This window comes from Zavarzinia sp. (genome assembly GCF_049306435.1).
Classification (GTDB): domain Bacteria; phylum Pseudomonadota; class Alphaproteobacteria; order Zavarziniales; family Zavarziniaceae; genus Zavarzinia.
Window position 1 is genome coordinate 1 of record NZ_JBAQRT010000130.1, and the last position, 11,439, is coordinate 11,439.

The 11,439-nt window shown below is 69.4% G+C and carries 13 protein-coding genes and 1 riboswitch; of the genes, 7 read left to right on the top strand and 6 right to left on the bottom strand.

The genetic code is table 11. The features are described from left to right. The 3 genes from WAZ62_RS06985 to WAZ62_RS06995 all read left to right on the top strand — a co-directional run. Nucleotides 1–378: (2Fe-2S)-binding protein (locus tag WAZ62_RS06985; RefSeq protein WP_422642793.1), on the top strand; the 378-nt coding region annotated here is incomplete at its 5' end. Further along, entirely contained in the window at nt 375–944 is a 570-nt protein-coding gene (locus tag WAZ62_RS06990; protein WP_422642794.1) for a hypothetical protein, read from the top strand. The genes WAZ62_RS06985 and WAZ62_RS06990, both read left to right, overlap by 4 nt. Then, the gene (locus WAZ62_RS06995; protein WP_422642795.1) at nt 931–1,227 is read left to right on the top strand and encodes a hypothetical protein; all 297 of its coding nucleotides are present in this window, start codon (nt 931–933) and stop codon (nt 1,225–1,227) included. Before WAZ62_RS06990 ends, WAZ62_RS06995 begins: the two co-directional genes overlap by 14 nt. Before the next feature lie 39 nt (nt 1,228–1,266). On the opposite strand, the gene WAZ62_RS07000 is transcribed toward WAZ62_RS06995, so the two are convergent. Next, nucleotides 1,267–2,889, bottom strand: coding sequence for an acyl-CoA dehydrogenase family protein (locus WAZ62_RS07000; protein WP_422642796.1), 1,623 nt, complete (start codon nt 2,887–2,889; stop codon nt 1,267–1,269). 67 nt (nt 2,890–2,956) lie between these two features. On the opposite strand from WAZ62_RS07000, the gene WAZ62_RS07005 reads away from it, so the two are divergent. After that, nucleotides 2,957–3,775 (top strand): hypothetical protein, encoded by an 819-nt coding sequence (locus WAZ62_RS07005; RefSeq protein WP_422642797.1) that lies wholly within the window; start codon nt 2,957–2,959, stop codon nt 3,773–3,775. Here WAZ62_RS07005 and WAZ62_RS07010 read toward each other — a convergent pair. Further along, nucleotides 3,711–3,938, bottom strand: a complete 228-nt coding sequence (locus WAZ62_RS07010; RefSeq protein WP_422642798.1) for a type I restriction-modification system subunit M N-terminal domain-containing protein — start codon at nt 3,936–3,938, stop codon at nt 3,711–3,713. The two genes, WAZ62_RS07005 and WAZ62_RS07010, sit on opposite strands and share 65 nt — an antisense overlap. Before the next feature lie 170 nt (nt 3,939–4,108). Continuing rightward, nucleotides 4,109–4,325, top strand: a riboswitch (cobalamin riboswitch). A gap of 233 nt (nt 4,326–4,558) precedes the next feature. Between WAZ62_RS07010 and WAZ62_RS07015 the strand changes: the two genes are divergently transcribed. The 3 genes from WAZ62_RS07015 to WAZ62_RS07025 are packed head-to-tail and all read left to right on the top strand — an operon-like array spanning nt 4,559 to nt 7,892. Beyond that, nucleotides 4,559–6,499, top strand: a complete 1,941-nt coding sequence (locus WAZ62_RS07015) for a TonB-dependent receptor plug domain-containing protein (RefSeq protein ID WP_422642799.1) — start codon at nt 4,559–4,561, stop codon at nt 6,497–6,499. Continuing rightward, nucleotides 6,499–7,071, top strand: a complete 573-nt coding sequence (locus WAZ62_RS07020; RefSeq protein WP_422642800.1) for a DUF7676 family protein — start codon at nt 6,499–6,501, stop codon at nt 7,069–7,071. The genes WAZ62_RS07015 and WAZ62_RS07020 overlap by 1 nt, the downstream gene beginning before the upstream one ends. After that, nucleotides 7,059–7,892, top strand: coding sequence for an ABC transporter substrate-binding protein (locus tag WAZ62_RS07025; protein ID WP_422642801.1), 834 nt, complete (start codon nt 7,059–7,061; stop codon nt 7,890–7,892). Before WAZ62_RS07020 ends, WAZ62_RS07025 begins: the two co-directional genes overlap by 13 nt. Here WAZ62_RS07025 and cobF read toward each other — a convergent pair. The 4 genes from cobF to cobM are packed head-to-tail and all read right to left on the bottom strand — an operon-like array spanning nt 7,855 to nt 11,435. Further along, entirely contained in the window at nt 7,855–8,622 is a 768-nt protein-coding gene (gene cobF, locus WAZ62_RS07030; protein WP_422642802.1) for a precorrin-6A synthase (deacetylating), read from the bottom strand. The two genes, WAZ62_RS07025 and cobF, sit on opposite strands and share 38 nt — an antisense overlap. Beyond that, on the bottom strand, nt 8,615–9,346 hold the full coding sequence (gene cobA, locus WAZ62_RS07035; protein WP_422642803.1) for a uroporphyrinogen-III C-methyltransferase: 732 nt from the start codon (nt 9,344–9,346) through the stop codon (nt 8,615–8,617). Before cobA ends, cobF begins: the two co-directional genes overlap by 8 nt. Beyond that, the gene (locus WAZ62_RS07040) at nt 9,343–10,650 is read right to left on the bottom strand and encodes a cobyrinate a,c-diamide synthase (RefSeq protein WP_422642804.1); all 1,308 of its coding nucleotides are present in this window, start codon (nt 10,648–10,650) and stop codon (nt 9,343–9,345) included. Before WAZ62_RS07040 ends, cobA begins: the two co-directional genes overlap by 4 nt. Continuing rightward, the gene (cobM, locus tag WAZ62_RS07045; protein WP_422642805.1) at nt 10,650–11,435 is read right to left on the bottom strand and encodes a precorrin-4 C(11)-methyltransferase; all 786 of its coding nucleotides are present in this window, start codon (nt 11,433–11,435) and stop codon (nt 10,650–10,652) included. The genes WAZ62_RS07040 and cobM overlap by 1 nt, the downstream gene beginning before the upstream one ends. Between the last annotated feature and the right edge of the window lie 4 nt (nt 11,436–11,439).

An 11,439-nucleotide genomic window follows, 5' to 3' on the forward strand; every position in this document is an offset into this window, starting at 1 on the left:
GGCGACGAGCGCGCCCTCGCCCGTGCCCTCGATTTCGCCCTGATGCTGCGCCGGGCTTACCGCGTGCCCTATCGGGCGCTGGGGCGCCTGCCCCGGCCGGAGACACTGCTCTGCCGCTGCGAGGAGATCGACGCCGCGACCGTGGCCGCCGCCCATGCCGACGGCGCCCGGGATGCCGCCGGCATCAAGCTGTGGACCCGCGCCGGCATGGGCCCCTGCCAGGGCCGCGGTTGCGGCTTTGGCCTCGGGCTTCACCTTGCCGAGACGGCGGGGCTGGACCCGGCCGCCTTCGGCGCCAATCCCTCGCGCTTTCCGGCCCGGCCGGTGCCCCTTTCCGTGGTCGCCGACGCGCTCGCCGCCGGGGAGGATGGCGCATGACGGACAAGCGCCGGCGCATCGCCTTGCTGTCCCATTGCATCGCCAATCAGAACGCCAAGGTCGCGGACTATGCCCTGTGCCCCGGCGCGGTCTCGCCCCTTCTCGACCTGCTGCGCGCCGAGGGTTTCCTGATCCAGCAGATGCCCTGCCCGGAAATGACCTTCCTCGGCGTCTCGCGCTGGTGGCAGGTGCGCGAGCAATATGACACGCCCGGTTACCATCACCACTGCCGGCGGGTGGCGCGATCGGTCGCCGATATCCTCGAACATCACCTGCGCGAAGGCTGCGACGATCTCGTCCTGATCGGCGTCGACGGCAGCCCGTCGAGCGGCGTCGGCGTCACCGATCACGGTCCCGACTGGGGCGGCCGCCCCGAGGACCGCCCCGTGACCCATGTGCCGGGCAAGGGAGTCTGGATCGGCATTCTCGAACAGGTGCTGGCCGAGCGCGGCCTGCCCCGGCCCCGCATGATCGGCGTCGGCCTGGAGCTGGCCGGCTTCGAGATGGTGACCGAGCTTCGCCGGCTGACGGCATTCCTGAAGGCGGGTGACGATGACGGGCGATGACCTCCGCTCCCGCCGGATCGCGGTCGTCGCCGACACCGCCCTTCAGGGCGGCGCCCTGATCCTCCGCCTCGAGGCGGAAGGATGGGGTTTGCTGCAGCTGCCGCCCCAGGATCTTCCGCAGCCGGCCTTCGATGCCGCGCTCGGCCTGGTTCTCGACCAGATCGAGGATTATGCCCGCCACGGTTACAGCATCGGCCTGTTCCTGCCGCCGGAGGCCCCGGCCTTGCGAGCGGCGCTGAGCGATGGCCTGCGCGAGCGGGGCATCGCCGCCGACATCATGTGATACCGGCGGGCGTGCAGGATCAGGCTTCCGAGGGCCTCCTCAGGCCCTCGGCATCGCCCGGTCGACGATGGCGCGGGTATCGATCGCCGCCTCGAAGGCGCCATACATCGTCCCTCGCTCGCGCAGGCGCAACGCGCAGAAATCGTCGGCCAGCGGATTGTCCCATTCGAGCAGCACGGCCGCCTGCGCCGCCAGGGCCAGCCGTTCCACCAGCGCGCGGGCATTGCCCTCGGTCGCGCCGCGCAGATCGATGCGGGCGATGAAACCATCGTAATCCGCGTTCCGGCCGCCCTGGGCCGCCAGATAATCCCGCAGGGCGGTCACGCCTTCCGGCTCCCGCGCCATGGCCCGCAGCATGTCGAGGGCGATGACATTGCCCGAGCCTTCCCAGATCGCGTTGAGCGGCGACTGGCGGAACAGCCGGGCCATCGGTCCCGTCTCGATGTAACCGGCGCCGCCATGGCATTCCATGGCTTCGTAGACGACGCCTGGCGTGCGCTTGCACACCCAATATTTGGCGACCGGGGTCAGCAGGCGGGTGACGGGGTCATTGTCGTCGAACGCCTTGGCGAGGCGAAAGCCCAGCGCCGTCGCCGCCTCGCTCTCGAGCGCGAGATCGGCCAGCACGGCCGACATGGCGGGCTGATCCACCAGCCGGCGCTGGAAGGCCGAGCGGTTGGCCGTGTGCCACAGCGCCTGCGCCACCGCGCCCCGCATGATCTGGGCCGAGCCCATCACGCAGTCGAGCCTGGTGTGCTGCACCATCTGGATGATGGTGGCGACACCCCGCCCCTCGGGCCCGAGGCGCTGGGCGAGCGCGCCGTGATATTCGATCTCGGACGAGGCGTTGGAGCGATCGCCCAGCTTGTCCTTCAGGCGCATCACCCTGAAGCCCGCGTTCCGCTCGCCATCGGGCAGCCAGCGCGGGACGAGGAAGCAGGTCAGGCCGCCGTCTGCATAGGCCAGCGTCAGGAAGGCATCGCACATGGGCGCCGAACAGAACCACTTGTGACCGGTCAGGCTGTACCAGCCATCCTCGCCCACCGGCACCGCCTTCGTGGTATTGGCGCGGACGTCGGAGCCGCCCTGTTTCTCGGTCATCGCCATGCCGATGGTGACGCCCGCCTTTTCCGCCGCCGGGCGCGCGGCGGGGTCGTAGCGGCCGGCCGTGATCCGCGGCCCCCAGACCTCGGCGACCGAAGGTTCGGCCCGCAACGCCGGCACGGCGGCATAGGTCATGGTCATCGGGCAGATCGTGCCCGAATCCGCCTGCCCGGCCAGATAAAGGATGGCGGCATGGCCGACATGGCCGGCGGGCGAGCCGTCCCAGGCGATCGAGGCGAAGCCGTTGTCGAGACCGAAGGCCATCAACTGGTGATAGGCGGGATGGAAACGCACCTCGTCGATCCGCTGGCCGTAGCGATCGAAAGTCTCGAGTTCAGGGGTCTTGCGGTTGGCCTCGTAACCCCAGTCGATCACCTCGGCCGTGCCGGCGCGAGCGCCGAGGGCCGCCAGCCGGGACTCGTGCGCCCCGCCGCCGGCCTTGCGCAGGGCCTCGACCAGCGCGCTGTCGCCGGTGAACAGGTTCAGCCCCTCGAAGGGCGGGGGCTGGTTGAAGACCTCGTGGGTCTCGAGCCGGGTCAGCGGCTTGATGCTGGACATGGTGTCTCTCCCTCGATCGGTGGCCTGTTCCCTTCCGGGCTTTTTCTTGTTACGATATTTGTCTGATATGGACACGAACAGCAACATATTTCTCGCCAGCGACCGCCCGCCGATCAGCGCGCGGACCCTGATCCTCGACCTGCTGGACACAGGCTCGCCGCCGGATTTCTCGACCCGGGAGCTGGTCCTCGCGGGCGCCGCCTTCGGGCTGGAGGCAACCGGCATCCGCACCGCCCTGACCCGGCTGCGCCAGGAAGGGCGCGTGCGCGCGCTGGACCGGGGGCGCCACGCGATCGGCGCGAAGGCGGAGCCGTTGCAGCACCGGATCATGGGCTGGCGCGAGGTTCAGCGCCGACAACAGCCGTGGCGCGACGGCTGGCTGCTCGCCATCGCCGGCCCGCGGGAGCGGGCTCATCGCACCGCCTGGCGCCACACGGTGCAGGCCCTGAACCTCGAAGGTTTCGCCGAGGCGGAGACGAATATCTGGGCCCGGCCGGACAATCTGGACGGCGGCGCCCCGGCCATGCGCCAACGGCTGCTCGCCCTCGACGGCGCGCCGAGCCTGCTGGTGGTCGAGACCGGTCCCCTGGATGATGCGCGGCAGCGACGTTTCGAGACGCTGTGGCCGGTGACCGACCTGCGATCCGCTTACGCCGGACTGTCCCGGCGCCTGGCGGCCAGCGCCGCCCGCCTGCCGGACCTGCCCCTGATCGAAGCGGCTGCGGAAACCCTGCTGACCGGGCGGGAGGCCATTCGCGCCATCATCCGCGATCCTCTGTTGCCGGCGGCGCTATGCCCGCCGGATGCCCTGTCGGCCCTGATCAGGGCCATGGACGATTACGACCGGCGCGGCAAGGCGATCTGGCGACGCTATCTCGGCTTTTAGGGAAACCCGCCAGCACCGCCGGCTTGGCCGGGGCCGGAACGCAATCGAGGTGGTGCAGCACGGTGAAGGGCAGGATCACCTTGCCATAATCGGCCAGCTTGTAATCCCCGCGCAGCAGGCCTGCGACGGCCCAGATGAAGGCAGAAAGTGTCTGCCGACTCATGCCCTGTCTTGCTCCTGCGCGCGGGACGTCGCCACCCGGCCTGATCGGCGGTGGCGGCCGCCATCCTTCTTCAATATTCGCCGCCGGACACTATCGGGTGAAAACGGGCCGGGACCATTTCGGCCCCGCGTCCCGATTTCGCCATTGACGTAAATCCCGCGGCTGCTAACAATCCCCCTTGCTTTGGTGGTTCCATGGTCCTTCGGGACCGGGATTAAAAGGGAACGACGGAAGGTGCCTTTGGGCATCGGGCCGTGGCTGTCCCCGCAACTGTGAGCGGTGAGTCCGCACCCCATGTCACTGACCGTGCGCCTTCGGGCCGGTCGGGAAGACGGTGCAGGACAGAGATCCGCGAGCCAGGAGACCTGCCACCAGGGGCATCACTTTACCGCCGGTCGGGTGAACCGGAGGTAGCGGGCCAATCCGTAGCAGTGATGCGTCCATAGGCGCCGTCTCGGGTGGGGGAGTCCTCTCCTCGCCGCCGATTTCGGCATCTTTCGCACGGACCGTGGCAACCGGCCCGCGATGGCGCTCGTCTTTCGCCTGCCCGCACCTGCGGGCGGGGCAGGATGCGTGCGCCCGAAATCCGCCCGCGCCTGCCCGGAATGCTGGGGATCACCATGTCACGGCCTGTATCCTTCCTTGTCACCGCCTCCACCCTCGCCCTTGTCCTTGGCGGCAACGTCCATGCCGAAGAGGCCGAACCGCTGCCCGCCGTCTCGGTCAGCGCCAATCTGGGCGAGGCCACTCCCCTGACCGCGGTCGGCAGCGCGGTCACCATCATCACGGCCGATGAACTCGAGGCGAAACAGATCCGCGTCGTCTCGGACGCCCTTCGCCTCGTGCCCGGGGTCGCGGTCAATCGCACCGGCGCCATCGGCAACCAGACCCAGGTGCGCATCCGTGGTTCGGAAGGCAATCAGACCCTGGTGATGATCGACGGGGTTGTCGTCAATAATCCCGCGTCATCCTCGGAATTCGATTTCGGCCACCTGCTGACGGAAGGCATCGAGCGGATCGAAGTGCTGCGCGGGCCGCAGAGCGCGCTCTATGGCTCGGATGCCGTCGGCGGCGTGATCAACATCGTGACGAAGAAGGGCCAGGGCGCATCCCGCGTGACCGCCAGCGTCGAAGGCGGCAGCCAGGGCACGATGCTGGGCACGGTCTCGGCCGGGGCCTCGGGCGAGGGTTTCAGCATCCATGCCGGCACCACCGGCTCGCTGACCTCCGGCACCTCTTCCGCCGCGTCATGGCGTGGCAATGGCGAGGATGATTCCTATCGCGGCGTGACCTCCCATGTGAACGCCAGTTTCGATCCCTCGAAGCTGCTGGGCTTCGACCTCGCCTTCCGCGACACTCATTTCAAGGGCGAATACGACGATTTCGGCCTGCGCCCGGGCGATACCACCAGCCCGCTGCAATATGCCTATGACGCCAACTCCGGCTCGCGCGGGGACGAGACCTTCGGCCGCGCGCAGGCCCGTCTGTCGCTGCTGGACGGCAGCTGGCGCCACAAGCTGGGTCTCAGCCATTTCCGCGCCGATACCGATTACCTGAAGAACGGCGCCGTCACCTCCTCCTCGAAGGGGGAGACGACGACCTATGACTACCAGACGGATTACACGCTGGACACGCCCGCCCTGGCCGCGTCCCATCTGTTCACCTTCGCCTATCAGCACAAGCGCGACGAAATCGATTCATACGTCGAGGCGGAGGTCGATCAGGATTCCTTCGTCGGCCAGTATCAGCTCAGCCTGTTCGAGGACCTGAGCCTGACCGGCGCCATCCGCCGCGATGCTCACGATCTGTTCGATGACGCCAATACCTATCGCCTGACCGCCGCCTATTTCCTCGACGCCACCGACACGAAGTTCCGCGCCTCCTATGGCACCGGCGTGAAGAACCCGACCATCAACGAGCTCTACGGTTACGGCAGCACCTACAAGGGCAACCCCGACCTGAAGCCCGAACGCGGCAAGGGCTGGGACGCCGGCATCGACCAGAGCTTCCTGTCCGACCGGCTGAGCCTCGGCCTCACCTATTTCGACCAGCGGATTTCGGACGAGATCGGCACGACCTATGTCTTCGACGCCGGCAGCGGCACTTATGTCGGCACGCCGATCAACGACAGCGCCACCTCGCGCCATCGCGGCGTCGAGGTCGAACTGACGGCCCGGCCGGTCGATGCCCTGACCCTTCGCCTGTCCTACAGCTACACCCATGCCCGCGACGGCAAGACCGGCCTCGCCGAGGTACGCCGCCCGGCCAACCAGGGCAGTTTCGACGCCACCTGGCGCTTCCTCGAGAACAGGGCGAGCGCCAGCCTCGGCCTCGTCTATACCGGCGACTTCACCGATGTCGTCTACACCAGGACATGGTCGTCACAGGCCCAGAACATGGACAGTTACATCATCGCCAATCTCGCGGGCAGCTACGAGCTGACCGACAATGTCGAGCTTTACGGCAGGGTCGAGAACCTGTTCGACGAGGAATACGAAGAAGTCTATTCCTACGGCTCGCTCGGTCGCGGGGCCTATGCCGGCGTGAAGGCCAGCTTCTGATGAGCGCGCTCTCCCGCGTCGCCGACGAGCCCGGCACCGGCAAGATCGAGATCTTCCCCCTGCCGACCGATGCCGATTTCCTGCACGGCCTGCTGACCCGCCTGTTCGAAGCGCATTGGCTCGAGATCGTCTTCGGCCCCTGCGTGCAGGGCGCCGTGTTCGAGATCGTGGCCGAACGCGCGCCGAAGAAGATCGGCCTGTTCGACGGTTACCTGACCGTCGATTTCGGCAGCTGGCACTTCCACCTCTGCATCGGCGAGAACAAGGGTGGACCACGCAATCCGACGCCGGCCGATCTCGCCGCCCATCGCCGCACCGCGCGGGCGGAATTGTACCGGAGCCTCGGCGCCGACGGCGCGCCGCGCAGCTGGGGCCTTCGCTTCTACAATGGCGCGGGCGAGCAACAGATGACGGTGTTCCTGCCCAATCCCCTGCTCACCCCCGAGATGAAACCGGCCCGGCCGCCGGATTTCAGCCGTCTTGCCCTGTGGGACAAGTTGCGGGCCGATTGCCTTGGACTCGCACCCGATCCCCTCGACCGCGCGGCCAAGGGATTTCCGTGCGGCGGTTGATTCTCGTCCTGTGCGGGTTGCTGGCGCTGGCGCCGGCAGCCCGCGCGGCTCCGCGCGTCGTCTCGATGAATCTCTGCGCCGACGAATTGGTGCTGCGCCTCGCCGACCGGGAGCAGATCGCCTCGGTCTCCTTCCTGGCGGCGGAGCGGCGGATTTCCACGGCCGCCGATCTCGTCGGCGACATTCCGCTGAACCATGGCATGGCGGAGGAAGTGGTGCGCCTCGCCCCCGATCTCGTCATCGCGGGACGTTACACGACGAGGACCACCGTCGGCCTGCTGCGCGACCTCGACCTGCCGGTGCTCGACCTCGACGTGCCGGCGACCTTCGAGGCGGTGGAAGACCAGATCCGCGAAGTCGCGAGCGCCCTCGGCCATCCGGCGCGGGGGGAGGCGATGATCGCCGGGATGGAGGCCGCCCTCGCCGCCATTCCGCCCCGCTCCCAACCTGCGCGGGCACTGGTGCTGCGGCCCAATGGCCTGACCGCCGGGCCGGGATCGCTGGTCGACACGCTGCTGACGCGGGCGGGTTTCATCAATATCGGCCGCGACCCGGCCTTGCAGGGTTACAGCGGCCTGCCGCTGGAATGGGTGGTGAGCCTGCGGCCCGACTATCTCGTGCTCGATACCGAGCCCGCGCCGTCGCCCGCCCTCGCCCATGCCCTGCTGCACCATCCGGTGCTGGCACATCTGCCGTTCGAGCTGCGGGTGATCGGCGTGCCCAACCGGCTGTGGACCTGCGCCGGCCCCGCCATGGTCGAGGCGGTCGCCCTGCTGGCCGGGGTCAGTCCCGTGTTTTCCGCAGAAGGTAGATATCCATGATCCAGCCGTGGCGGCGGCGCGCCTCGGCCCGTTCCGCCACGATCGCCGGCCCCATGGTCGCCAGCGGGCCGGACAGGATCATTTCCTCGGCCATGCCGACATAGGCGCCCCACCAGATCTCGATGCCCCCCGGATCGAGATGGCGGAAGGAACATTCGCCGTCCAGCATGACGATGGCGGTATCCACCCCCGGCGGCCAGCCCTGATCGCGAAGGCGCCGGCCGGTGGTGACGACGAAGGGCGCGGCGATCCCGTTCAGGGCGATGCGATGCGCCGCCGTCAGGGCCTGGATCGCGGTGATCCCCGGGATCACGTCGATGACGGGGGCCGGCGACAGGCGGGCGGCGATGCGCAGGCTGCTGTCGTAAAGCCCGGGATCGCCCCAGATCAGCAGGGCGACCCGGCCCCTCCCGCCGGGCAGATGGTCGTACAGGGCGCGGGACCAGGCCTCGGCGACGGCATCGTGCCAGTCGTCCACCCCGGCGCGGTAGTCGGGATGGGCGGCGTTCCGCCTCGGCAGGTCGAAACCGGCAATGATCGTCGCCGGGTTGGTCAGCACCTCGTCCAGGATCCGGCGACGGAGGTCGGCGAGATCCGCCTTGTCCTGTCCCTTTCGCGGGATCAGAACGAGGTCGGCGCGGTTGATCGCCTTGATCGCCTGCAGGGTGACATGATCGGGATCGCCGCTGCCGATGCCGATCAGCGACAGGTGAAGGGCGGGCTCAGTCATCCTCGCCCTCCCCCAGGGGACCATAGAGGATCATCGCCGGGGACGGGCTGGGCGGGGCCGCCGCCAGCTGCGCGGCGAGGCTGGCCATGGTGCCGCGCAGCCGCGTCATCCCCGGCAGGCTGGCGTCCTCGACCAGCAGGGCCGGTGTGTCGGCGGGAAGACCGGCCGCGATCAGCCGCGCCGCCAGTTGCGGGAAGGTGCGCCGGCCCATGAAGACGGCAGTGACCGCCCCCGGGTCGGCCAGCGCGGCGATATTCAGATCGTCCGGCAATTGGCCGGAAACATCATGGCCCGTGATGAATTGCAGGCGCCGCGCGGCGTATCGCCTTGTCAGCGGCAGCCCCGCCCCGGCGGCGGCGGCGCAGGGCGACGGCACGCCGGGCACGATCTCGAATGGAATACCGGCGGCGCGCAGGGCTTCCACTTCCTCTTCCAGCCGGCCGAAGATGCCCGCGTCGCCGGATTTCAGCCGCACCACCCGCGCACCGCCGGCGGCATAGTCGACCAGCAGGCGGTTGATGTGTTCCTGCCGGGGCGAGGCCCGCCCCGCCCGCTTGCCGACCCCGACGAGATCGGCGCCCTCCCGCGCGTGACCGAGGATGTCGCCGGCAGCGAGGTCGTCGTAGAGCACCGCGTCGGCCCGGCGCAGGCGATCGACCGCCTTCAGGGTGAGAAGTTCCGGGTCGCCCGGCCCTGCCGAGACGAAGGAGACGAAGCCGGTCATGCCACCCCCGCGATCAGATGAAAGAAAGTGCCCGTGGCCCGGCCCCGGCGCGAGCCGGTTTCCGCGACCTGCGCGCCCGTGGCGTCTTCCACCTGGGCCAGGGGCTCGTCGTCCAGGGTCACGACACTGGAATAGTGGAATTCGTGGCCGCGCAATTCGCCGCCTGACGGAAACCCCGGTATGGCCGCCAGAAGCCGCGCCCGCCGATAGCCCAGATGCATCCGCCGCGCGGCGTAACTGGTGACGAGGCCGAGAAGGCCGGCCATTTCGTGGCCCGTGCCGTCCGCGTCGATCAGCGCGGCGCCCATCGTCATGTAACCACCGCATTCGCCATGGACCGGCCGCGTTTCGCCGAAGCGCCGAAGCCCGGCGCGGAAATGCCTCGCGGCGGCGAGCCTGCCGGCGTGCAGTTCGGGATAGCCGCCGGGCAGCCAGCAGACATCCGCCGTCTCGTCCGGCGCCTGATCGGCCAGGGGCGAGAAGGGCAGGATCTCCGCTCCCGCCCGGCGCCAGGCCGCCAGCATGTGAGGATAGACGAAGGAAAAGGCGGCATCCCGGGCCAGGGCGATGCGCTGTCCCGGCGGCGTGACCGGCACGGTTTCAGCCACCCCCCCGATCCCGCCCGATGCCGCGCCTCGCAAGGCTTCGAGATCGACGTTCCCCGCGACGAAATCCGCCGCCTCGACGATCATCTCCTCGAGCGCGCCATGTTCCTCGGCCGGGACGAGGCCGAGGTGGCGCTCCGGCACCTCGATCTTCGCGCGGCGCGGCAGGGCGCCGAAGACGGCAATGCCGGCCTGCGCCATGCCGGCGCGGACCAGCGCCTCGTGGCGGGGGCTGGCGACCCGGTTCAGGATGACGCCGGCAAGGCCCGGCCCGGCCTGAAAGCGGGCACAGCCCAGCGCGACCGCTGCCGCCGTCTGCGCCTGACCCGAGACATCGAGGACGAGGACCACCGGCCAGCCCATCAGGCGGGCGATATCGGCGCTGGCCCCGGTGCCGCTGGCCCCCGCGACGGCGACACCGTCGAACAGCCCCATGGAACCTTCCGCAAGGACGAGATCGGCCCCCGCCGCCTCGGCCCCGAGGGAAGCGATCAGCCCGGCCGGCATGGCCCAGCTGTCGAGGTTCCAGGACGGACGCCCGGCGGCGGCGGCGTGAAAACCGGGGTCGATGTAATCGGGGCCGCTCTTGTAGGGCTGCACGCTGACACCCCGGTCGCGGAAGGCCCGGGCGAGGCCGAGCATGACCGTCGTCTTGCCGCTGCCCGAGGAGGGCGCGCCGATCAGCAGGCCGGGCGGCATCACGCCCCTTCCTCCGGAAAACGGGGCGCGGCGCCGACGGGGCGGAAACGGCGGTCGTAATCGGCGGCATAGAGTCGGCTTTCACCGAAGTCCTCCGCCCCCAGCACCGACCCGACCAGGATCAGCGCCGTCCGCTCGCCCGCGCCATCGACGACGGCCACGAGCGTGCCGAGGCTTGCCCGCAGGATCCGCTCCTCCGGCCAGGAGGCGCGGAAGACCACGGCGGCCGGACAATCGGCGCCATAAAACGGCAGAAGCTCCGCGACCACCCTGTCCAGCACATGGATCGAGAGGTGAACGGCCAGGGTCGCGCCCGTCGCTGCGAACGCCGTGAGATTTTCCGCCGCCGGCATCCCCGTCGCCCGGCCGGAGGTGCGGGTCAGCACGACCGACTGGGCAAGGCCCGGCAAGGTCAATTCGGCGCCAAGGGCGGCGGCGGCGGCGGCGAAGGCGGGAACGCCGGGCGTTATGTCATAGGGAATGCCGAGGGCGCGCAACCGGCGCAATTGCTCGCCCATCGCCGACCAGATGGAAAGATCGCCGGAATGCAGTCGGGCGACATCGAGGCCGGCCGCGTGGGCCGCGACCATCTCGGCGATGATGGCATCGAGATCGAGCGGGGCGGTGTTGACGATCCGCGCGCCCGGCGGGCAATGGTCGAGCAGGGCTTCCGGCACCAGCGAGCCGGCATGGAGGCAGACCGGGCAGCGCGCGATCAGGTCGCGGCCGCGCAGGGTGATCAGATCGGGCGCGCCGGGGCCGGCGCCGATGAAATGCACGGTCATGGGT

What these genes read in the sequence shown, in the direction of transcription:
- WAZ62_RS06990 (WP_422642794.1), top strand. Translation starts at nt 375, where the DNA reads ATGACGGACAAGCGCCGGCGCATCGCCTTGCTGTCCCATTGCATCGCC.
- WAZ62_RS06995 (WP_422642795.1), top strand. Translation starts at nt 931, where the DNA reads ATGACGGGCGATGACCTCCGCTCCCGCCGGATCGCGGTCGTCGCCGAC.
- WAZ62_RS07000 (WP_422642796.1), bottom strand. Translation starts at nt 2,889, where the DNA reads ATGTCCAGCATCAAGCCGCTGACCCGGCTCGAGACCCACGAGGTCTTC.
- WAZ62_RS07005 (WP_422642797.1), top strand. Translation starts at nt 2,957, where the DNA reads ATGGACACGAACAGCAACATATTTCTCGCCAGCGACCGCCCGCCGATC.
- WAZ62_RS07010 (WP_422642798.1), bottom strand. Translation starts at nt 3,938, where the DNA reads ATGAGTCGGCAGACACTTTCTGCCTTCATCTGGGCCGTCGCAGGCCTG.
- WAZ62_RS07015 (WP_422642799.1), top strand. Translation starts at nt 4,559, where the DNA reads ATGTCACGGCCTGTATCCTTCCTTGTCACCGCCTCCACCCTCGCCCTT.
- WAZ62_RS07020 (WP_422642800.1), top strand. Translation starts at nt 6,499, where the DNA reads ATGAGCGCGCTCTCCCGCGTCGCCGACGAGCCCGGCACCGGCAAGATC.
- cobF (WP_422642802.1), bottom strand. Translation starts at nt 8,622, where the DNA reads ATGACTGAGCCCGCCCTTCACCTGTCGCTGATCGGCATCGGCAGCGGC.
- cobA (WP_422642803.1), bottom strand. Translation starts at nt 9,346, where the DNA reads ATGACCGGCTTCGTCTCCTTCGTCTCGGCAGGGCCGGGCGACCCGGAA.
- WAZ62_RS07040 (WP_422642804.1), bottom strand. Translation starts at nt 10,650, where the DNA reads ATGCCGCCCGGCCTGCTGATCGGCGCGCCCTCCTCGGGCAGCGGCAAG.
- cobM (WP_422642805.1), bottom strand. Translation starts at nt 11,435, where the DNA reads ATGACCGTGCATTTCATCGGCGCCGGCCCCGGCGCGCCCGATCTGATC.